This window comes from Clavibacter sp. AC415 (genome assembly GCF_979252985.1).
Map to the genome: position 1 here is coordinate 55977 of NZ_CEEDAR010000020.1, position 19497 is coordinate 75473.

The 19497-nt window shown below is 75.7% G+C and carries 21 protein-coding genes and 1 pseudogene; 9 read left to right on the plus strand and 13 right to left on the minus strand.

The features are described from left to right. Positions 1-6: 6 nt before the first annotated feature. Together ACZ411_RS14005 and ACZ411_RS14010 are read right to left on the minus strand one after the other, a co-directional pair. Positions 7-543, minus strand: coding sequence for a P-loop nucleotide/nucleoside kinase family protein (locus tag ACZ411_RS14005; RefSeq protein ID WP_464171271.1), 537 nt, complete (start codon positions 541-543; stop codon positions 7-9). Between the two features lie 9 nt (positions 544-552). Then, positions 553-702, minus strand: coding sequence for a hypothetical protein (locus ACZ411_RS14010; RefSeq protein WP_464171272.1), 150 nt, complete (start codon positions 700-702; stop codon positions 553-555). Here ACZ411_RS14010 and ACZ411_RS14015 point away from each other — a divergent pair. After that, positions 701-1129 carry a BLUF domain-containing protein gene (locus tag ACZ411_RS14015; protein ID WP_094115137.1) on the plus strand — a complete coding sequence of 143 codons (429 nt, stop codon included), beginning with the start codon at positions 701-703 and terminating at the stop codon, positions 1127-1129. The two genes, ACZ411_RS14010 and ACZ411_RS14015, sit on opposite strands and share 2 nt — an antisense overlap. A gap of 10 nt (positions 1130-1139) precedes the next feature. On the opposite strand, the gene ACZ411_RS14020 is transcribed toward ACZ411_RS14015, so the two are convergent. The 5 genes from ACZ411_RS14020 to ACZ411_RS14040 all read right to left on the minus strand — a co-directional run bounded on the left by ACZ411_RS14020 (position 1140) and on the right by ACZ411_RS14040 (position 5196). Beyond that, positions 1140-1886, minus strand: coding sequence for an alpha/beta fold hydrolase (locus tag ACZ411_RS14020; protein WP_464171273.1), 747 nt, complete (start codon positions 1884-1886; stop codon positions 1140-1142). Between the two features lie 201 nt (positions 1887-2087). Next, positions 2088-2369 (minus strand): helix-turn-helix domain-containing protein, encoded by a 282-nt coding sequence (locus tag ACZ411_RS14025; RefSeq protein ID WP_258071891.1) that lies wholly within the window; start codon positions 2367-2369, stop codon positions 2088-2090. After that, entirely contained in the window at positions 2356-3063 is a 708-nt protein-coding gene (locus ACZ411_RS14030; protein WP_464171274.1) for a hypothetical protein, read from the minus strand. Before ACZ411_RS14030 ends, ACZ411_RS14025 begins: the two co-directional genes overlap by 14 nt. A 37-nt stretch (positions 3064-3100) precedes the next feature. After that, positions 3101-4531: a sensor histidine kinase gene (locus tag ACZ411_RS14035; RefSeq protein WP_464171275.1), complete on the minus strand. Its 1431-nt coding sequence runs from the start codon at positions 4529-4531 to the stop codon at positions 3101-3103. Continuing rightward, a complete protein-coding gene (locus ACZ411_RS14040; RefSeq protein ID WP_094115142.1) occupies positions 4528-5196 on the minus strand; it encodes a response regulator transcription factor in 669 nt (222 codons plus the stop codon). The genes ACZ411_RS14035 and ACZ411_RS14040 overlap by 4 nt, the downstream gene beginning before the upstream one ends. A gap of 146 nt (positions 5197-5342) precedes the next feature. Between ACZ411_RS14040 and ACZ411_RS14045 the strand changes: the two genes are divergently transcribed. Together ACZ411_RS14045 and ACZ411_RS14050 are read left to right on the plus strand one after the other, a co-directional pair. After that, positions 5343-6140: a hypothetical protein gene (locus ACZ411_RS14045; RefSeq protein WP_464171276.1), complete on the plus strand. Its 798-nt coding sequence runs from the start codon at positions 5343-5345 to the stop codon at positions 6138-6140. Positions 6141-6242: 102 nt separating this feature from the next. After that, positions 6243-6851 carry a GNAT family N-acetyltransferase gene (locus ACZ411_RS14050; protein WP_464171277.1) on the plus strand — a complete coding sequence of 203 codons (609 nt, stop codon included), beginning with the start codon at positions 6243-6245 and terminating at the stop codon, positions 6849-6851. Positions 6852-6946: 95 nt separating this feature from the next. Here ACZ411_RS14050 and ACZ411_RS14055 read toward each other — a convergent pair whose 3' ends face one another. Next, positions 6947-7444: a hypothetical protein gene (locus ACZ411_RS14055; protein WP_464171338.1), complete on the minus strand. Its 498-nt coding sequence runs from the start codon at positions 7442-7444 to the stop codon at positions 6947-6949. Positions 7445-7790: 346 nt separating this feature from the next. On the opposite strand from ACZ411_RS14055, the gene ACZ411_RS14060 reads away from it, so the two are divergent. The 6 genes and pseudogenes from ACZ411_RS14060 to ACZ411_RS14085 all read left to right on the plus strand — a co-directional run bounded on the left by ACZ411_RS14060 (position 7791) and on the right by ACZ411_RS14085 (position 13498). After that, positions 7791-8381, plus strand: a complete 591-nt coding sequence (locus ACZ411_RS14060; protein WP_464171278.1) for a hypothetical protein — start codon at positions 7791-7793, stop codon at positions 8379-8381. After that, positions 8378-10363: a serine hydrolase domain-containing protein gene (locus ACZ411_RS14065; RefSeq protein WP_464171279.1), complete on the plus strand. Its 1986-nt coding sequence runs from the start codon at positions 8378-8380 to the stop codon at positions 10361-10363. The genes ACZ411_RS14060 and ACZ411_RS14065 overlap by 4 nt, the downstream gene beginning before the upstream one ends. Positions 10364-10404: 41 nt before the next feature. Continuing rightward, positions 10405-11772, plus strand: a complete 1368-nt coding sequence (locus ACZ411_RS14070) for a sensor histidine kinase (RefSeq protein WP_464171280.1) — start codon at positions 10405-10407, stop codon at positions 11770-11772. Beyond that, the gene (locus ACZ411_RS14075; protein WP_464171281.1) at positions 11769-12476 is read left to right on the plus strand and encodes a response regulator; all 708 of its coding nucleotides are present in this window, start codon (positions 11769-11771) and stop codon (positions 12474-12476) included. Before ACZ411_RS14070 ends, ACZ411_RS14075 begins: the two co-directional genes overlap by 4 nt. A 134-nt stretch (positions 12477-12610) precedes the next feature. Continuing rightward, positions 12611-13029: pseudogene (locus tag ACZ411_RS14080) on the plus strand (organic hydroperoxide resistance protein). A gap of 85 nt (positions 13030-13114) precedes the next feature. Further along, positions 13115-13498: a chorismate mutase gene (locus ACZ411_RS14085; protein ID WP_094115151.1), complete on the plus strand. Its 384-nt coding sequence runs from the start codon at positions 13115-13117 to the stop codon at positions 13496-13498. A 55-nt stretch (positions 13499-13553) separates the two neighbouring features. Here the strand turns inward: ACZ411_RS14085 and ACZ411_RS14090 are convergent, their stop codons facing one another. The 5 genes from ACZ411_RS14090 to ACZ411_RS14110 form a co-directional block, all read right to left on the minus strand. Further along, positions 13554-14537, minus strand: coding sequence for an ATP-grasp domain-containing protein (locus tag ACZ411_RS14090; protein ID WP_464171282.1), 984 nt, complete (start codon positions 14535-14537; stop codon positions 13554-13556). 100 nt (positions 14538-14637) lie between these two features. Beyond that, on the minus strand, positions 14638-15459 hold the full coding sequence (locus tag ACZ411_RS14095; RefSeq protein ID WP_262404007.1) for an endonuclease/exonuclease/phosphatase family protein: 822 nt from the start codon (positions 15457-15459) through the stop codon (positions 14638-14640). A 68-nt stretch (positions 15460-15527) separates the two neighbouring features. Beyond that, the gene (locus ACZ411_RS14100; RefSeq protein ID WP_094115154.1) at positions 15528-16112 is read right to left on the minus strand and encodes a YdcF family protein; all 585 of its coding nucleotides are present in this window, start codon (positions 16110-16112) and stop codon (positions 15528-15530) included. Between the two features lie 162 nt (positions 16113-16274). Further along, the gene (locus ACZ411_RS14105) at positions 16275-18128 is read right to left on the minus strand and encodes a DUF4012 domain-containing protein (protein WP_464171283.1); all 1854 of its coding nucleotides are present in this window, start codon (positions 18126-18128) and stop codon (positions 16275-16277) included. Then, on the minus strand, positions 18125-19459 hold the full coding sequence (locus ACZ411_RS14110) for an O-antigen polymerase (RefSeq protein WP_464171284.1): 1335 nt from the start codon (positions 19457-19459) through the stop codon (positions 18125-18127). The genes ACZ411_RS14105 and ACZ411_RS14110 overlap by 4 nt, the downstream gene beginning before the upstream one ends. Positions 19460-19497 lie beyond the last annotated feature (38 nt).

The window sequence follows — 19497 nt, forward strand, 5'->3', positions numbered from 1 at the left end:
CGCGGATCAGCCGCGCGGCCCGCCGTCGAGCACCGCGGTCGCGATGAGATCCGCCGCCCGCTCCGGCGTGATGCGGGTCGTGTCGACCACCTCCGCCTCGGCGTGCAGCCAGGTGCGCGCGGCCTCCGCGTAGGGCTCCATCCGCGAGAAGCGGAACGCCGACGGGCCGAGCACCGGATCGTGCTGGATGCGGTCGCGGAGCACGTCCGCGTCGGCGTGCAGCACGAAGTGGCGGACGGGGATGCCGTGGGCGACGAGGCCCCCGCTGATCTCGCGCCAGTACGTCTCCGTGAGCACGGTCATGGGCATCACGAGCGTGCCGCCCGCGTACTCGAGCACGCGGCGGGCCGTCTCGACCACGAGGGGTCGCCACGGCGGCCAGTGCTGGAAGTCGTCGGTCGCGGGAAGGCCCGGGCGGACGTCCATGAGCACCTCGCCGACCTTCTCGGCGTCGAGCACCCGGCTGCCGGGGATCCGCTCCGCCAGGAGCCTGCTCGTCGTCGTCTTGCCGACCCCGTGCGTGCCGTTCAGCCAGACGATCATGGCCCGAGGCTAGCGGCGGCGGTGCGCCGACAGCATCCGGCGGGCGACGGATCCCGGCCCGTCCTGGTGGTCGGCACGGGCGCGGGCCAGGCTGGAGGGGCGACGGGGACCCGGCCCCGCACCTCGACGCGCGGCCCCGCGCACGCGGAAGGACACCATGCTCTCCATCGTCTACTCCAGCACCGCCGAGACGTCGTTCGACGACGTCGACCTCGCGCAGCTCATGGCGCAGAGCCGCGCGACCAACGAGGCCCACGGCCTCACGGGCCTCCTCGTCCACCGGCAGGGGCGCTTCCTCCAGCTGATCGAGGGGGAGGAGGCCGACGTGCGGGAGCGCATGGCCGCGATCCTCGCGGACGACCGCCACGGCCGCATCGCGACGCTGATGGAGGAGGAGATCGCCGAGCGGCAGTTCCCCGACTGGACCATGGGCTTCGCGCGCTACGACGCACGGGTGGCCGAGCGGATCCCCGGCTACCGCGACACCTTCGACGACCTGCAGGGCGATCGTCCGGACGACGCCATCCGGCCGGCGCTCCGCGAGCTGATCCGGTGGTTCCAGGAGGACACCGGCCGGCTGTCCTGACGGACGCCGCTCAGGCGGTCGGCGCCGCGCTCCGCCAGAAGTCCGCCAGCAGGTCGGCGCTCGCCTCCGGCTGGTCGACCTGGGCCGAGTGCCCGGCGTCGGCGACGACCTCGTAGCGGGCGCCCGCGCGCTCCGCCATGTCGCGCTGCCAGTCCTGCGGCCACGCGTCGTCGGTGTCGCCGTGCGACACGAGGACGGGGAGCCCGGTGGCCCGGAGCTCGTCGACCCGGTCGGTCTGCGCCTGCATGATCTCCAGCGCGCCCAGCAGCTGCGCCGACGCGGTGCCGAAGAGGCGCGTGCGGTACCACGCCACCTCGGGGTCGTCCCCGTCGAGACGCTCGGGCAGGAACGACAGCGGCCAGAGCGCGGCGCTGCCCGCCGCCCGGATCGCGGCGATCTGCTCCGAGCGGTCGGCCCGGCTGCGGGGGCCCGAGTTCCAGTGCGTGTAGCTGGCGAAGCGACCGGGGTCGCGGATCACGGCCTGCAGCCCCACGACCCCGCCGAAGCTGTGGCCGAGCAGGTGCACGGGGCCGAGCGGCGCGGCCGGTGCGGCGTCGGTCGCAGCCACGTGGCGGCCGCCGGATCCACCCCGGCCCGCCAGTGCGTCGACCACGTGGTGCACGTCCTGGCCGAGCGTCTCGAGCTCGTAGCCGGAGGAGTCGACGGGCGGCTCGGCCTGGCCGGGCCCCGTGGACCCCCACTGCCCGCGCTGCGAGAACGCGACGACCGTGAAGCCGCGGTCGGCGAGCGGGCCCATGACCGGGAGGAAGTCCTCCTCTTCGAGCCGGTGAAGCCGGGCACGAGCAGGGCGACGGGCGCCGTGGCCGGATCCCCGGTGCGGGCGGGCACGCGCACGGCCGAGAGCCGCGCCGCCGGCACCTCGATCGTCAGGTCCTCCGCGTCGTGGGGCCGGTGGTCGGACAGGGTGCGCGGGGCCTGGGCGTCGATGCTCATCCCGTCAGCGTAGGCCCGGCCGGATCGAGAACAGCTCCTGCGGGGTGGCGCCCGTCGCGTCGCAGATGAGGGTGAGGGTCGTGAAGCGGATGGCCTTCGCCCGGTCGTTCTTGAGGATCGACAGGTTCGCCATGGTGATGCCCGTGCGCGCCGACAGCTCGGTGAGGGTCATGCCGCGGGCGGCGAGCACGGCGTCGAGGTGGCACGCGATGCGGTGCGGGGCGGCGGGGGGCGCGTCGTCGTCGGCAGGGCGCCGCGGGACGGGCGCGGGGTCAGACGACGCCATCGGCGTCCTCGACGAGGCGGGCGCCCGCGCGGAACGCGGCCGTCAGCGCGAGGGCGACGAGTCCGGCGAGAAGGAGGTCGACGGGCCAGGCGGGCAGCTGCGTGGAGATCTCGTCGTAGCGCGCACCCAGGAACGACTCGAGGGGGTCGGGCCCGGACGCGGTGCCGCCGCGGGCCACGAAGCCGAGGTGGGCCGTGAGGTAGGCGTAGGCGATCGTGTCCATGGCGCCCTGCGCGAGCCCGCCCGCCAACAGCGTGACCGAGAGCCGACGCCAGTTGGCGACCACGAATCCGTGGAACGGCTGGCCCTGCGCGACGCCGCGGAGTGCTCGCAGCAGCCACGCCACGGCCAGGACCACCGTCACGGCGTGTGTCACGGGCGGCACCGTCGCGAGGATGCGCAGCAGGAGATCCGCATCGGCGAGGTAACCCGGCGCACCCGTCGAGCTCTCGGCCCGGGTGATCTGCGGCAGGAGGGTCAGGGGGAGGTCGGACGGCGCGCTCCCGAGCAGCGGGATCGTCCTGCCCGTCAGGGTGCTGATCGCACGACCGGAGTCGGCCAGCACCGTCCACGTCATCACGACGAGCAGCACGGTGCGGGTGACCCGCATCGCCCGCGGGCGCTCCCGCACCGGCCGGGTCTCGATGATCCCCGTGCTCGCCATGTCGACCCCCTTATCGATCTTCGATGTCATCGACAATCAACACCATGGGGTGCGCGAGCGCAAGGGCTCAGCCCCCGTCGACCACCGGGAGGGTCAGCCGGAAGCGCGCCCCCGCGCCCGGGACCGCGGGCAGGCACACCAGGTCGCCGCCCTGGGCCCGGGCGAGCGCCCGGGCGATGGGGAGGCCGAGGCCCGCGCCGCCGTCCTGGCGGTCGCGGCCGTCGTCGAGGCGCACGAGGCGGTCGAAGATCCGCTCCCGGTCGGCGTCGGGCACGCCGCGGCCGTCGTCGACGACCGTGATGCGGACGGTTCCCGCGTCGTGCTCCTCGGCCTCGATCCGCACCTCGGTGGCCGCGTAGCGGGCCGCGTTCTGCAGCAGGTTGTCGAGGACCTGCGCCAGCCGGTCCGGGTCCGCGCGCACCGCCGGAGGAGCGCCGCGCACCTCCGCGGCCACGCGCGTGCCGGGCGTCCGGCCGCGCTGCCGGGAGGCCGCCGCCTCCACCACGGGCGGGATCCGCACGGGCCGGCCCTCGACGGACAGGCCCTCGTCGAGCCGGGCCATCATCAGCATGTCGTCGACGAGGCGGCCCGCCCGGATCGCCTCGCGCACCACGTGCACCGACAGCCGCTCGCGCTCCTCCTCGGGCAGGTGCGCGCGGACGAGCGCGTCGGCGGAGGCGCGGATGCCCGCGACCGGGGTGCGCAGCTCGTGCGCGGCATCGGCGACGAAGGCGCGCATCCGCGCCTCGGCCGCGAGCGCCTGGTGCTCGGCGTGCTCCAGGTCGTCGAGCATCTCGTCGAAGGCGGTCGCGGTGCGGCCGAGCTCGGTGCCGGGGCGCGTCGGACGGAGGCGGCGCCCGCGATCCCCGCGGCCGATGGAGCGGGCCACGCCCGTCATGTCCTCGAGCGGCTTGAGGGTGCGGCGCACCACGACCACGAGCGCCACCGCCGCGAGCAGGAGGAACACGGCGGAGGCCCCCGCGAGGATCCCGCGGAGCGAGGCCAGCGTGCCGTCGACGGATCCGGTGCTCGCCGACAGCTCGAGCACGGTGCCGTCGCTGAGGTCCGAGCGGAGCGTGATCTCCCGGTCCGAGGAGACGACGGAGCTCGCGGTCACGGTCACCGCGTCGTCGCCCGCCGCGGGTGCGGGGGTCGTGGCGCTGCCGGGTCCGTCGCCGGGCGGGCCGGGCAGCGTGCCGCCCAGCGGATCCCGCCCGGGCCCCACCGACACGGCGCCGCCGTCGGGGCTCGTGATCTGCACGGCGACACCCTGCGCCGACAGCCGCTCGGCGAGGTCCTCGTCGTCGAGCACGCCCACGAGGGCGGCGGCGGCGGAGGCGCGGTCCGCCAGCCGGTCCTGGATCTGCTGCCGGAGCTCGGCCCCGAGGATCGCCTGCACGGTGAGCGACAGCGCCACCAGGAGCACCGCGAGCAGCGCCAGCACGGCGAGGACCGTGCGGGTGCGGAGCGATCCGGTGCGGAGCGGGCCGGCGCTCACGCCTCCACCCGGTAGCCCAGCCCGCGCACCGTGTGGAGGAGTCGCGGCCCGCGGGCCTCCATCTTCTTCCGCAGCGCGCTGATGTGCACCTCGACGAGGTTCGGGTCGGCGTGGTCGTAGCCCCACACCTGCGTGAGCAGCTGCGTCTTGGAGAGGGTGCGGCCGCGGTGCGCGGCGAGGTAGGCGAGCAGCTGGAACTCGATGGAGGTCAGGTCGAGCGCCTGGCCGTCGCGCTGCGCGAGCCCGGAGTCGGGATCCACCAGCAGGTCGCCGATCTCCACCACGCTGGCGAGCCGGCCCCGGCGGCGGAGCACCGCGGCGACCCGGGCGACCAGCTCCGCGAGGGCGAACGGCTTCACGATGTAGTCGTCGACGCCCTGCCCGAAGCCGCGCAGGCGGTCCTCGACGGCGTCGCGGGCGGTGAGCATGATGACGCTCGCGTCGCTCCAGCGGCGGATCCGCTCGGCCAGCTGGATGCCGCTCGGGCCGGGCAGCATCCAGTCGAGCACCACGAGGTCGGGCAGGAACGCGCGCACCTCGTCCTCCAGCTCCACGCCCGACGCGAGGCCGCGCACGACGAAGCGCTCGGCGGCGAGGGTGGAGACGACGGCGGCGCGGATGGCCTCGTCGTCCTCGACCACGAGGACGCGTGCGGGAGGGAGCATGTGCCGACTGTAGGAGCCGCGCATGGGGGTTCCGGGCGCATGTCCGCTCCGGGCGCGGAACTTAAGCAGGACTTCAGATCCGGTGCCGAGCCTGGGCATACCGACCACGGCGCATCCCGAGCCGCGGCGGTCACGGAAGGAACACCATGGACGACTCGACCACCGCCTTCGTGCGGAAGCCCGCCTCCCGGAAGCGCCGCGCGGGCATCGCCGTCGGCATCGCCGGCGCCTCCCTCGGCCTCGTCGCGCTCCTCTCCTCGGCGGCGTTCGCCGACGGGGACGGCGGCGACTCCTCGGGCTCGGCCGGATCCGCGACGGGCACCACCGCGACCTGCCCCGCCCCGCCCGCGCTGCCGGACGGCAGCACGCCGCCCGCCCCGCCCGCGACGCTGCCGGCCCCGCCCGCCGGCGAGGACGGCGGACCCGCGACGGCGCCGACCCCGCCCGCGGACGCGGACGAGGACGGCGCGAAGCCCACCCCTCCGACCCCGCCGGTGAACGAGGACGGCACGACCCCCGCTCCTCCCACCCCGCCCGCGCCCGCGGACGGTGCCTCCGCGACGGTCCCGGCCCCGCCGGCGAGCGAGGACGGCGCGAAGCCGACGCCCCCGACCCCGCCGGTGAGCGAGGACGGCACGACCCCCGCCCCTCCCATCCCGCCGACGAACGCCGACGGCACCCCCGCGGCCCCGCCGGCCCCGCCGGCCGACGGCTGCGCGCCGCCCGCCCCGCCCATGGGTGAGGACGGGAAGGCGCCCACCCCGCCCGCGGGCCCCGCCGGCATCGCGGGACCCGGTGCGCACGGTCCGGAGGGCGGCCCTGAGGGCGGCCCTGAAGGCGGCGTCACGGCTCCCGCCGCACCCGGCACTTCCGGGGGATCGACATCCGGCAGCGAGCCCGCCACGACGCCCGCCCCGACGCCGACGCCCACGTCCGGCAGCTGACCGGCTCCCCGCCCGGACGGGACCCGCGCACCTCCGCGGGTCCCGTCCGGCCGTCTGGCAGGCTGGCGCCGTGACCGCCATCGTCCCCGCGCCCGCCTCCTCGTGGGTTCCCACGTCCGGCTCGACCCGCTCACCCCGGAGCACCTGCCCGCCCTGCACGCGGCGATCGGCCACCCGGCGGTCTTCGCCGGCGGCTTCGGCGGCGGCGCGGCCGGCCTCCCGGCCGACGCGGACGCCTTCGCCGACTGGGCGGCGACCTACTTCCGCTGGGACGACCTGCCGACCGCGGTGATCCTCGTCGGAGGCCCCCACGACGGCGAGCTCGTCGGCACCACGAGCCTCACCGAGCTCGACGTCCGCCGCGAGCGCGCCCACCTCGGCTGGACCGCCTACGACCCGCGCGTCTGGGGGACCGTCGTGAACGCGGAGGCCAAGCGGCTCCTCCTCGGCCTCGCGTTCGACTCCGGCTTCGGCCGCGTGAAGCTCCAGGCGGATGCCCGGAACGCGCACTCGCGCGCGGCCATCCTCAAGCTCGGCGCGACCTTCGAGGGCGTCTGCCGTCGCGATCAGCGCCGGGCGGATGGGACCTGGCGCGACGCCGCGATCCACTCGATCCTCGCCGACGAGTGGCCGGCCGTCCGCGCCGGGCTCGACGCCCGCATCGCGGCCCACGAGGGCCGGCCGGTGCTGTTCCGGACCCCGGCCGCCTGACCGTGCGGTCCCGCGCGGTCCCGCTGAGCCGCGCGGAGCTCGCACCGCCGCGCGGAGCTCTCGCTGCCGCGTGACGGCGTGACCGTGCGCGGGGCTCACGCCGCCGCGGCGGGACGCGCCTCCGGCAGGTCGTGCGTGCCCGGCAGGCGATGCGCGCCGGGGGCCACCGCATCGCGCGCGGGCGCGATCTCGGCGACGCGGAGCGAGTGCACGCGCAGCCGGGCGTGCGGCGACCCCTCCGCCACGCGGATCACGCCGGCCCCGCGGTGCAGGTGCACGGTGACCACCGTCGTGCGCCGCGTCGTCCCCGGGTCCAGCGGCGCGTAGCGCACGGTGCGCGCCTGCGCGCGGTCGACGGCGATGCCGAGGGCGAGCGGCGCGGATCCGCCGTGGTCGTAGGTGATGGCCACCGAGTGATGGCCGGTGCGGTCGGCGACGACGGCGAAGTCGAGGAGGCCGGAGCGGCCGGGAACGCCGCCCTCGGCGGGGACGCGGGTGGCGGGGACGCCGGCGGCGGGGTCGTCGGAGGCGGCGACGCCCGAGGCGGGAACCCGCGAGGCGCCGGCGGCGCGGTAGGTGCGGATGTGGACGATGGAGGGCCTCCGGGGGCGCGCATCGGTGGGCGGGTGCGGGTGCGGGCTCGGGTCCGGCCGGGAAGCCGTACCCGGTGCCGCGGGCGGCGCGTCGGGCTCGGGTGGGCGACGGCGCGTGCGTCGAGGACCAGCTCGCGCACGGGACGGGGACGTCGGGCGGCGCGTCGTTCGGCCCTGCGGGTCAGGGCGGCGGCCTCACCCTACGGGGTCGCGGGCCGCCGCGCCGGCTCGCCGCGGGTGCGGTGCCGATCCGTCCCCCGTCCCGCCTCACCCGTGCGGCGGATGCGCCCGCAGGGTCCGCCTCCGTACCGTCGGAGGAGGACGCGACGACGGAGGGCAGCGGACCATGCAGAGCACCTGGGCGGCGGCCCTCTTCGGCGACCGGGAGGACCCCCGCGTCCGCCTGCACGCGCTCCACGGCGGGCCCCCGGCGACGGCGGGGCAGCCGCCGGCGGCCGCGCTGGACTGGGCCGAGCGGATCCTCGCGGAGGCCGACCCGGGGCGCCGCGCCGACGCCCTGGCGGCGACGCGCCTCCTGCGCCGGGCCGACCGTCGGCTGGGCCTTCGGCCCGCCGTGTTCCTGGCGGAGCACGCGGTCGCGCGCCGGCGCCCCGCGCTGTACGCCCGCACGCGGATCCCTGCACCACGTCGAGCTGCAGGTGCGCGACCTCGACGCTGCCGGCTGACAGCCGACCCCGCCCACCCGCGGCGGCGCCGCCTGCGACCTGAGTCGCTGAATCCCGGGTGCCGACTCCCGCGCCCTGTGCGGCGGGCGTCGACGGGGGAGCGTGGGATCCATGGACACGACACCCCGATCCACCGCCCCACGCCCCGCCCCGGGACGGCCGACGCGCCCGCGCTCTCCGCGCTCCCCGCGGCCCGCGCCGTCCGCGTCGACTCGCCGCGACCGTCGGCGCGCTCGCCCTCGCCCTCGTGATCCCGCTCGGTGCGGGTGCCGCGAGCGCCGCCCCCGCGGATCCGCCGCCCCCGGCCCCGCCGCAGCACCAGCCCGGCGGGCACGACCTCACGCAGGCCGACGTCGACGCCTGGCTCGACGGCGTCGTCGGCTCCGCGCTGGCCACGACGGGCATCCCGGGCGCCGCCGTCTCGGTGGTCGCCGACGGCCGCGTGCTCACCGCCCGCGGCTACGGCCTGGCCGACACCGGTACGGAGGGCGCGCCCGCACGGCCGGTCGATCCCGACCGCACGCTCTTCCGCGTCGGCTCCGTCTCCAAGGTGGTCTCCGCCACCGCGGTCATGCAGCTGGTGGAGGAGGGCCGGCTCGACCTCGACGCCGACGTGCAGCAGTACCTGGACTTCGACCTCGACACCCCGAAGGGCGCCGTCACCCTGCGGCACCTCCTCACGCACACGGCCGGCTTCGAGGAGGTCATCGCGGGGCTCATCGGGCTGCCCGGCAGCGAGCGGTCCCTCGGCGACGCGATGCGCACCGATCCGCCCGCCCAGGTCTTCGTGCCCGGCACCACCCCGGCCTACTCCAACTACGGCGCGAGCCTCGCGGGCTACGTCGCCGAGCGGGTCGGGGGCCGGTCGTTCGTCGACCTCGTGCAGGAGCGGGTGCTCGACCGCGCCGGCATGGACTCCTCCTCCTTCGCCCAGCCGCTGCCCGACGACCTCGCCGCCCGGATGGCGAAGGGCTATCCCGACGACTCGCAGCCGGCGTACCCGGTGGAGGTCGTGAACGCGGCGCCCGCCGGCGCCCTCTCCGCCACGGCGACCGACATGGCCCGCTTCATGCTCGGCCACCTGGGCGACCTGCCCGCGGACCAGGCGCTGCTGGATCCCGCCACCCTCGACCTGATGCACCGCCCCGCCCTCGGCGCCGACCAGCTGGGCACCCTGGCAGCCGGGCAGCGCATGGCCCTCGGCTTCTTCGACGACAGCACGCCGGGCGTCCCGGCCGTCGGCCACGACGGCGACACGAACGTCTTCCACTCGGCGCTGCGCGTGTTCCCCGGGAGCGACGCCGGCATCTTCCTCACGCTCAACGGGAACGGGCGCGACGCCGTCGACACGCTCGAGCTGCGCACGGCCGTGCTGCAGGGCTTCGCCGACCGGTACCTGCGCGACGCCGACGAGGGCACGGCGGGCATCCCCACCGCAGCGGCCGGCACCGTCCCCGCGGGGGATCCGGCCGCCGCGGCGGCCCTCGCCGGCACCTGGACCTCGTCCCGGTCCCCGGTCACCAACCCCGGCGCGCTCCTGGCGCTCAGCGGCCAGACCGAGATCGTGCCCCGCGTCGACGGGACCGTCGCCGTCACCCCGAAGCCGCTCGGCGTCACGACGGGCGTCTACGAGAGGGCCGGCGACCACCTGTGGCGCGAGGTGGGCGGCGACGCCGTGCTCGCCACCCGGGCGGGCGCCGACGGCACCGTCTCCGCCATCTCCTGGGGCGGGTCCTTCACGCTCCTCCGGGCCGAGCCCTGGCAGGCCGCGTCCGTCGTGATCCCCGGGCTCCTCGCCGCCGTCGCCGTGCTGCTGGTGTCGGTGGTCGCCTGGCCCGCGACGGCGATCGCCGGCATCGGCCGGCGCCGGTCCCCGCGCGCCGACGCCGCGGGGGACGTCGTGCCGGCGCCCCGCCCGCGCCGCAGCCGCGCGCTCCTGCTCTCGCGCATCGGGCAGGCGGTGACGCTCCTGGCGCTCGCCGGCTGGACCGTGGCCGCCCTCGAGGCGATGTCCTTCGTCGACGTGTCCGCCGTCTCGCTGCGCACCCTCCAGGCGCTGCAGCTGGTGGGGGCGCTCGCCGTGGTCCCCGCCGCGCTCGCCGTCGTCCAGGCCCTCCGCACCCGTCGCGGGGCGTGGATCGTCGCGGGCCGGATCCTCGTGGTCCTCGCCCTGGCCGGCATCGCGGCCTTCGCGGTCGGTTTCCGCCTCCTCGCGCCGAGCGTGAGCTACTGATGCGCGGCGGGGACGGGCGCGACGCCTGGCATGCTCGGGAGGTGACCGACCCGACACCCGACCGAGCCCACGCGGCGGTGCGCGTCCCCGCCCGACCGCGGGGCGTGCTCAGCGACCGGGTCCGCACAGCGCTCGCCCGCGTCGGGATCCGCACCGACGCCGGACGCGACGCCGCCGCGGCCTCCGCCTGGGCGCTCCTGACGGTGCTGCTGCTCGGGGTGCTCGCCGCCCTCGTCTGGGCGGACGGCACCGCGCGCACCATGTCGCCGGCGCAGGACGCGGTCATCGCGGTCCTCGCCGTCGTGCAGTGCGTGCCCCTGGCGTTCCGGCGGCGGCACCCGCGGTCGACCCTCCTGGCCGTCTCCGTCCTCCAGGCGGCGCTCGTGGCCGTGATCCCGCCGCAGTTCGGGTTCTGGGCCGCCGCGCCCGTCGTCGCGGCCTACACGGTCGGGGCGCTGCTCCCGCCGGCGTCCGCCGTCCGCATCGTGGTCGCGGCCGTCGGCGTCGAGGCGGTCGGCGCGTTCGTGGCGGCGACGGGCCAGGCGCGGGCGCTGCTCGTGCCCACGGCGGTGGATGCCCGCCCAGGCCTCGACACGGTCGTCTCGGCCACGTCGATCCTCGTCAGCGGCCTGCTCATCGCCGCCGCGAGCGCCGCCGTCGGATCCTGGGTCGCGCTCCGCCGGCGCCACGACGCGGACGTGCTCGCGCGGGCCGCGGAGACCGTCGAGCACCAGGCCGCGCTCGGCCGGGCCGCGATCGCCGCCGAGCGCACCCGGATGGCGCGCGAGCTGCACGACGTGGCCGCGCACCACCTCACGGCGCTCGTCGTGCAGGCCGGTGCGGCCGAGCGGCTCGTGGACCGCGATCCGGAGCGCGCCAAGGACTCCCTCCGGGGAATCCGCATGCAGGGCCGCGAGACCCTCGACGCCCTGCGCTCCATCGTCGGGATCCTGCGCCAGACCTCCGACGCCGAGGGCGGCGACCCCGCGGGCACCGCCCCCGTGCCCGGCCTCGCCGACCTGCCGGAGCTCGTGGCGGCCGCCCGCACCGCCGGCACCGAGGTCGACGAGCACGCGGCCGGCGACGCGCCGCCGCTCGCGCCGCTCGCCGACGTGACCGCCTACCGCACGGTGCAGGAGTCCCTCGCGAACGCCCGTCGGCACGCCCCGGGATCCGCCGTGGCCCTGACCGTCGAGGCCGGTCCGACGCTCGTCGCCCTCACGGTCGAGAACGCGCTGCCGCCGGCCGCCCCGGCGACCGCGCCCGGATACGGCCTGGTGGGGATGCGCGAGCGTGCCGCCCTGGTGGGCGGGCGCCTGGAGGCGGGCCCCACGGCCGGCGGCACCTGGCGCGTGCGCCTCGAGCTGCCGGTCGAGCCCGTCGTCGCCGACGCGCGGAGCGAGGCGTGATCCGCGTGGTCCTGGTCGACGACCAGTCCATCGTCCGCGCGGGGTTCCGCGTCGTGCTCGAGACCGCGGGCGGCATCGCGGTGGTCGGCGAGGCGGCGGGCGGCCGCGAGGCCGTGGACGTGGTGCGCCGCCTCGCGCCCGACGTCGTCGTGATGGACGTGCGCATGCCCGGCGGCGACGGCATCGAGGCGACCCGCGCGATCACCGGCATGCCGGTCCGCCCCGACGCGGACGCCGCCCCCGCGTCGCCGCCCCCCGCGGCCCCGCCCGCCGACGACGGCGCGCCCGCCGTGCTCGTGGCGACCACCTTCGACCTCGACGAGTACGTGTTCGGCGCCCTAGAGGCGGGCGCCCGCGGCTTCGTGCTGAAGGACGCGGAGCCGGAGGAGTTCATCCAGGCCGTGCGGGCGCTCGCCGAGGGGCGCGCCGCCCTCGACGGCGTGACCACCCGGCGCGTGATGGCCGAGTTCACCCGCCGTCGCGCCGCCTCCGTCGTTCACCCCGGCGCCGATGTGCTCACGCCGCGCGAGCAGGACATCGTGCGGCTCCTCGGCGACGGCCTCTCCAACGACGAGATCGGCGGGCGCCTCGTCATCGAGACGAGCACCGTGAAGTCGCACCTGACCCGGATCATGACGAAGCTCGGCACCCGCGACCGCCTCCAGACGGTGGTCTGGGCCTACCGCTCGGGCCTGCTGCCCTGACCTGGCGACGGATCCGCCGCGTCCCGCCGCGTCCGGCCGCGTCCGGCCGCGTCCAGCCGCGATCCACCGTCCCCGCCGCGAACACCCGCCGCACGCGCCGCGCGCTCCCAGCCGGTTCGTGGTGTCATGGGGGCATGGAACCCATCTACACCGCGATCGCGCACGCCTCCGGCGGAGGACGCGACGGACACGTACGCAGCGAGGACGACCGCATCGACTTCGACACCCGTCCCCCAAGGAGATGGGCGGCTCGGGCGACGGCACGAACCCCGAGCAGCTCTTCGCCGCCGGGTACAGCGCCTGCTTCCTGGGCGCCGTGCACCTCGTCGGCAAGAACGCCGGCGTCGACACGAAGGACGCGGGCGTCTCCGCCAGCGTCTCCATCGGCGACAACGGCGAGGGCGGCTTCGGCCTGGCCGTCGAGCTCGACGTCTACCTCCCGAACGTCGACGCGGAGCGCCGCCAGGAGATCGCGGACGCGGCCCACCAGGTCTGCCCGTACTCCAACGCCACGCGCGGCAACATCGAGGTGAAGGTCACCATCGTCGACTGATCCACCCGCACCACCCGCGAGGCGGGCGCACCCACCCGGTGCGCCCGCCTCCGTCGTCCCAGGTCCGCATCGGTAGGGTCGGTCCATGCCTGAGAACACCGGCCCCGCAGGGGCGCCCCTCGACGACGACGCCCGTGCCGCCCTCGACGAGCTGGCCGACATCCGCGGCAGCATCGACAACATCGACGCCGCCCTCGTGCACCTGCTCGCGGAGCGGTTCAAGTTCACGCAGTCGGTCGGCCGGCTGAAGGCCGCGCACGGGCTGCCGGCGGCGGATCCGGAGCGCGAGCGCCGCCAGATCCTCCGCCTCCGGGCGCTCGCCGAGGAGTCGCGCCTCGACCCGGCCTTCGCGGAGAAGTTCCTCGGATTCATCGTGGCCGAGGTCATCCACCACCACACCCGCATCGCCGAGGACCAGGGCGCGGCCACCTCCGCCATCGCCCCGGAGGACGGCGGACCCGCGGCCTGACCCGGCGGCCCCGCCCGGCGAACCCGCCCGGCGGCCCGCCGTCCCGCACCGCGGATCAGGCCTCCGGGTACGTCTCCCGCAGCACGCGCTCGAGCAGCTCGGCGACGGCGCCCGGCCCGGAGCGCTCGGCGGCGCGCTCGACGCCCGCGTTGTAGTTCGTGTTCGTGTTCACGTCGTAGGTCACGAGTCGCCCGTCGACCGTCTCGATGAACTCGATCCCGGCGACCTCCACCCCGAGCCCCGCGAGGAACGCGACGTACCGCTCGACCAGCGGGTGCTCCGCGGTCACGTCCTCCCGGAGCGAGAAGATCGTGTCGCCCGGCTGCTGCGCGATGGTGGCCCCGGGCGGCATCACGAGGGCGCCGGTGGCGGGATCGATCTCGCACGCGTCCGCCGGGCAGAGCTGGTAGCCGCCCCGGGCGGTGTCGGCCTGGATGGCGTAGACGAACCGGCCGCCCACGATCTCGACCCGCGTCACGCGCGGCGTCGCGGCCTCGAGGAACTCCTGCAGCAGGGTGATCCCGTCCTGCGGCTCCTCGAAGTCCGGTCCCTCCACGTAGGCGGCCAGCTCGTCGACGCTCTCGAAGCGGCGCACCCCGAGGCCCTTCCCGCCCTGGTTGTGCTTCGTGATGAACGGGGTGGGCAGGTCGCGCGCGGCCTCCACGATGCGGTGGCTGCCGATCACGGCGCACGTGCGCGGCACCTCGATGCCGGCGGCGCGGAGCGCGGTGAGCTGGTCGACCTTGCTGACCTCGAGCTCGATGGTGCGGCGCCCGTTCACCGTGCGGCGCCCGTGCGCCTCCAGCCAGCTCATCAGCGCGCGCGTGTAGTCCTTGGACAGCGCGTGGTCGCGCGTGTGCGCCGACGCGCTGATCCTCGACCAGAACACGCCCTCGGGCGGGGTCTCGTCGAGCGGCAGCACCCCGTCGGTCAGCAGCCACTCCTCGTAGGGCACGCCGCGGGCGTCGAGTGCGGCGGCGAACGGCCCGAACCACTCGGGGTTCTCGTGGACGGCGTAGACCTTCGGTGCGGTGCTCATCCCTCCAGGCTACGAGCCCCGGGCGTGCGCCGCCTGCGCGAGACGGCGGGTGCGGGCGCCGCGGACGACGCCGACGTCGCCGCGCGGATCCGGCTCGGGGTCAGCGCAGGCGCACGAGCGCCTGCACGGGCAGGTGGTCGCTCATCCACCGGCCGCGCCAGGTGAAGTCGTTCACGGCGGCGGCGCGGACGTCGACGCGGTCGCTCACCAGGATCCAGTCGATGCGCGGGTCGCCGACGACCGGCGGCCGGTACTCGGGCCGCGTGCCGAACGCCGGGGTCGCCTGCCGCGGGGTGTCGAGCCAGGAGTCGCGGAGGCCCCCGCGGCGCGTGAGCGCGTCGTACGGCGTCGAGTCGACGGCCGCGTTGAAGTCGCCGAGGAGCGCGAGCGGCAGGCCGGCGAACCGGGTGCGGACGAGCTCGGCGATGGCCTCGGCGGCGCGGTCGCGCGCCTCGGCGGAGTCGTGGTCGAGGTGCGTGACCATCACCACGAGCGGCAGGCCGGTGGCCTCGTCCTGGAAGCGGGCCCAGGTGAGGATCCGCGGCAGGGGGTTGCCCCACGTCATGCTGCCGATCACGTCGGGGGTGTCGGACAGCCACATGACGTCGTGCTCGAGGAGCGTCAGGCGCGACGCCTGGAAGAAGATCGCCCCGTGCTCCCCGTGGCTGCCGCCGTCGCGGCCCTGCCCGACCATCCGGTACGACGGCGGGAGCGCCTTCTCGATCGCCTGCACCTGGGGCCACAGGGCCTCCTGCACGCCGAGCACGGTGGGGCGCTCCTGCTGCAGGAACCGGGTCAGCACCTCCTGGCGCTCGGGCCAGTGGTCCGCCTCGCCCGGGCGCGTCCCGTTCCAGGGCATGCGCACGTTGAGGGAGATCAGGTGGAGGTCGTCGCCGGTCGTCGGGCCGATCGCGGTGGTCATGGCATCCATTCAACCGCGACCGGCTGACCGCCGGGCCGCGGAGCGGGGATCGCGCGCGCCGCGGCGCGTCAGCAGCCGGGCGTGACGAGCGCCTTGACGAACGCGCCGGTCTGGTACGTGTACTGCGAGACCCACTGGCGGAGGTCGAAGTCCACCGGGTCCTCGACGACCATGAGGTCGCCGTCGAAGCAGCGGCCGAAGATCAGCTGCGTGCGGGTGACGTGCGGCGTCCAGGTGATGACGATGGCGCTCGTCCAGCCGTTCTCCTCGGACTTCTCCTTGAGGTAGCGCGCCTCGCCCTGCGTGGTGAACGGCGACGGGGTGTCGCACGTCACCGGGTAGGGGAACTCGCCGTTGCAGGCGGCCAGCTCGCCGGCCGACTGCGGGCCCGTGGTGGGCACCGAGAAGACGACCGTGTCGGAATAGCCCTCGTCCACGAGCTTCGCCGCGAGGTCGCGGCGCGTGGGGTTGGGCGGGCCGATGACGTAGATCACGTCGGCCTTCGCCGGCTGGCTGGCGGGCGGGAAGACGAAGAGCGGGATGCCCGCGAGCAGCCACGCGAGCAGCAGCACGAGGAGCGCGAGGAGGGTGCGCACGATCCAGCGGCGGACGCGGTGCGCCCGGCGGGGCGGGGTGGTGGTGCTGGGTGTCAACGTGTGCTCTCGGCCTGGTGTCATCCGCGGGGGCGGCGGGCGGGCGTGCGGGGGCGGTGCGTCCCCCGACGGCTCGTCGAGCCTACGGGGAGCGCGGACGGGGACGAAGCCCCCATCCGGGGCGGTGGTGCGGGCGCCGTCGCCCGCGGGTCGGACGGCGGATCAGCCGCCCGTGGAGCAGGGGACCTGCGTGATGTCCGACTCCAGGGGCCGCACGAGGGGCGTGTGCCGCACCTCGAGCGGCCCGGCGTCGTCGGACGCGGGCATGGTGAAGGTGACGTCGACGGTCTTCGTGTCCTGCGGCGCGAGCTCGGTGCGGATGCGGATCATGCCGCGCCCCATGTCGGTGCCGCGGGCCTCCTCGGTGGTGAGGTCGGCCTCGGTGGACCAGCCCGTGACGGTGGAGCCGACCGGACCGTAGACGAGCAGGTCGTCGAACTGCCGGCCCTTGGCCTGGCCGTCGAGGCCCGTGACGTAGCGCGGCAGGCTGGTGGCGGCGTCCAGCGGCGCGATGCTCGTCATGTCGACCGACACCGTGTACGTGGTCGTGTCGCCGCACGTCTCCGCCTGGATCCGGGACCCGGAGCGCAGGTAGTAGCTCATCTTCGATCCGGAGCCGATGTCGTTGAAGTAGAGGCCGATGGACGTCTGCTCGGAGTTGTCGTCCGGCAGCGCGCCGCTCAGGGGGCCGCCCTCGATGAGGGCCTGCTCCTCCGGCACCGTGCTCCACATGAGCAGGCGCCGCTCGTCGATGGCACGGTCGAGCGCGGTGACGAGGGGCACCACGGGCGGGGTGTCGGTCACGAGCTTCGCGAAGATCGTGCTGGCGGCGCTCGCGAAGTAGCGGTCCTGCGCGAGGTAGTCGGGGTACTGGCTGTAGACGGCGCCGAGGAGGGTGGGCACCGCGTTCTCCGCGTTCAGCTCGTCGCCCGTGGCGAGCGTGATGGGGCCGGTGGCCTCCAGGAGGTAGCTGAGCGCGATCGGGTCGAACGACAGCACGCCGTCGACCCGGTCGCCGATGTAGCGCTCCCAGTACGACTTGGCGAGGGCGCCCGAGGTCGGGAAGTCCGGGAACATCGTGATGTTCTGCTCGAACCGGTCGGAGCGCGGCTCCACGAGGCGGACGGTCTCGTCCGGCACGTCGCCCTGCCGCACGTTCCGCGGGAAGTCGTTGCTCGAGGCCTGCTTCGCGATCCGGACGCTGCCGTCCTCGACGGTCAGCAGCACCAGCGCCGCGGGATTGCCGCCGGTGGAGCGCACCTCGGCGTTGTTCTGGAACATGAGCAGGTAGTTGCGGGAGCCGTCGGCGCCGAGGAGGGCGGGCAGCATGCCGGTCACCTCGCGGAAGGTGCTCGCCGTCTCCTCGGTGCTCGTGAGCGTGTCGTCCATGAGGTCGACGTCGTTCGCGACCTGCGCCCAGAGCGCGTCGCGGTCGATGGTCTCGAGCTCGGCGCGGGCGCCGGCGAGCCCGTCGGACGCGGTGTCGACGGTCTGCCCGAGGGAGCGGATCCCGTCGAGGTCGATGCGCCCGAGGACGGGCGTGAACGCGGAGAGCGACACCTCGGTGGCGGGGGTGACGACGTCGGTGGCGAGCCGGTCGGTGGTGCCGGCCAGCACGCGCGCGGCGTGGATGTTCGGGCCGGCGAAGGGCACCCACTCGTACGCGGCGAGCACGCCGTCGTCGGCGGCCTCGGCGGCCTTCGCGGTGTGGTCGCGGAGCTCGGCGGCGCCGGCCTTCGCCGCGTCGACGTCGCCCGCGAGGAGCGCCGCCTGCACCTGGTCGGAGAGCGGCAGCGCAGAGCGCAGCTCGCCCTGGACCGTGTCGACGCGCGGCAGGATCAGCGCGGCGGAGACCGCGGTGCCGACGACGGCGACGCCGAGGACGCCCACGGGGATCCAGAGGCGCTTGCGCTTCCAGAGCGGGCGCCGGGCGCGGGAGGCGCCACGGTGGTCGCGGCGGCTGCGGGAGCCGTCGCCGGCGTCGGACGGGGGGAGGATGCCGTCGATGCCCGTCACCGCTCCGGCGTCCAGGTCACGGCCGGCCGGCCGGCCGGGAACGCCCGGCCGTTGCCGATCGCGGGACGCGCCTCGTCCGCGGGACCCGAGCCGGAGCCCGGGCCGAAGCCGGTGCCGGTTCCCGTGCCCACGCCCGCGCCGACGAGCGCGCGCTCGCGCTCGGCGGCCGACGCGTTCTCGTCGACCACGGGGACCGGCGCGCTGAGCGGGCCGGTGACCTGCTTGCGCGTGGAGGCGATCCAGAAGAACACGACGAGGATCACGAGCGACGCGATGCTCGTCGACATGCCCTGGTACGCGTCGCCGCGGATGAGGGAGAAGAGGTACGGGGTCACGACGACCGCGATCGCGGCGCCGAGGAGGCCGCGGCGGCGCATGCGCGCGCGGATGAAGAGGCTCGCCACGAGGCCGAGGAGCGCGCCGACGGCGACGACCCCGGGGATGCCGAAGTTGCTGAACGCCTCGCCGATGGCCGAGAGGCTCGTCTCGACGCGGTTGACGCCGTAGAAGCGGGGCACGTACGTGGACGTGAACCACGTGTTGCCGCCGCCGAAGGGCTTGTCCGCCCAGAGCCCGCGGGGGATGAACCAGGCCGGCACGGCCGCGTACGTCGCACCCCACTGGTAGACGAAGTCGGGCACGGCGGCCACCTCGTTGAGGCGGATGAGCACGTCGAACGGCCGGGTCTCGATGCCGCTGGTGAGGCGGTCGAGCAGCACGCCCAGCGGGTCCTGCGTGAGGCGGTCGAGCGAGCGGCCGTTGTCGAACGTGGACTCGCGGATGACGATCGAGTAGACCATGGCGACCACGGCCGTGATGCCGCCGATGAGGGCGATGCTGCGGAAGCGGAACGGCTTCGGGCCGATCTGCTTGAGGATGAGGAACGGCAGGAACACGCCGATGATGAGCGGGCCGCGGCCTCCGGCGGATCCGGCGCAGACCACGAGCACGAGCACCGCGACCAGGTTGACCCAGTTCCAGGCCTCGAGGCCCTTCTGCCGGCGCGCGAGCACGTTGTAGACTATCGCGATCTGCACGGGGATGTAGGAGAGGCCGATGAACGACTTGCCGGAGAGGAAGTCGCTCCGGTTGGCGAGGCCCGTCGTGTAGGCCTGGATGCCGCCCGAGCTGAGCACCAGGTACACGAGGAGGCCGAGGGCCACGACGGCGGAGACGACGACGAGCGCCTGCGACACCGACGTGTTGAACACGCGCTGCCAGCGCACCTGCGCATCGGCGTCGACGAGCGCGGGCCCGCCGGCGAGGGCGTTCGCCTCGAGGGCCTTCGCGTCCTCCCCGCCGCGGGCGACGCGGCGGGCCTCGCGGGCCACGGAGTAGTGAGTACGACGACGTAGAACGCCGAGAAGAA

Excerpts from the sequence above, each read along its gene's own strand:
- ACZ411_RS14045 (WP_464171276.1), top strand. The coding sequence starts at position 5,343 with ATGGACGACTCGACCACCGCCTTCGTGCGGAAGCCCGCCTCCCGGAAG.
- ACZ411_RS14090 (WP_464171282.1), bottom strand. The coding sequence starts at position 14,537 with ATGAGCACCGCACCGAAGGTCTACGCCGTCCACGAGAACCCCGAGTGG.
- ACZ411_RS14030 (WP_464171274.1), bottom strand. The coding sequence starts at position 3,063 with ATGACATCGAAGATCGATAAGGGGGTCGACATGGCGAGCACGGGGATC.
- ACZ411_RS14040 (WP_094115142.1), bottom strand. The coding sequence starts at position 5,196 with ATGCTCCCTCCCGCACGCGTCCTCGTGGTCGAGGACGACGAGGCCATC.
- ACZ411_RS14025 (WP_258071891.1), bottom strand. The coding sequence starts at position 2,369 with ATGGCGTCGTCTGACCCCGCGCCCGTCCCGCGGCGCCCTGCCGACGAC.
- ACZ411_RS14085 (WP_094115151.1), top strand. The coding sequence starts at position 13,115 with ATGCCTGAGAACACCGGCCCCGCAGGGGCGCCCCTCGACGACGACGCC.
- ACZ411_RS14005 (WP_464171271.1), bottom strand. The coding sequence starts at position 543 with ATGATCGTCTGGCTGAACGGCACGCACGGGGTCGGCAAGACGACGACG.
- ACZ411_RS14020 (WP_464171273.1), bottom strand. The coding sequence starts at position 1,886 with ATGGGCCCGCTCGCCGACCGCGGCTTCACGGTCGTCGCGTTCTCGCAG.
- ACZ411_RS14010 (WP_464171272.1), bottom strand. The coding sequence starts at position 702 with ATGGTGTCCTTCCGCGTGCGCGGGGCCGCGCGTCGAGGTGCGGGGCCG.
- ACZ411_RS14015 (WP_094115137.1), top strand. The coding sequence starts at position 701 with ATGCTCTCCATCGTCTACTCCAGCACCGCCGAGACGTCGTTCGACGAC.
- ACZ411_RS14060 (WP_464171278.1), top strand. The coding sequence starts at position 7,791 with ATGCAGAGCACCTGGGCGGCGGCCCTCTTCGGCGACCGGGAGGACCCC.
- ACZ411_RS14095 (WP_262404007.1), bottom strand. The coding sequence starts at position 15,459 with ATGACCACCGCGATCGGCCCGACGACCGGCGACGACCTCCACCTGATC.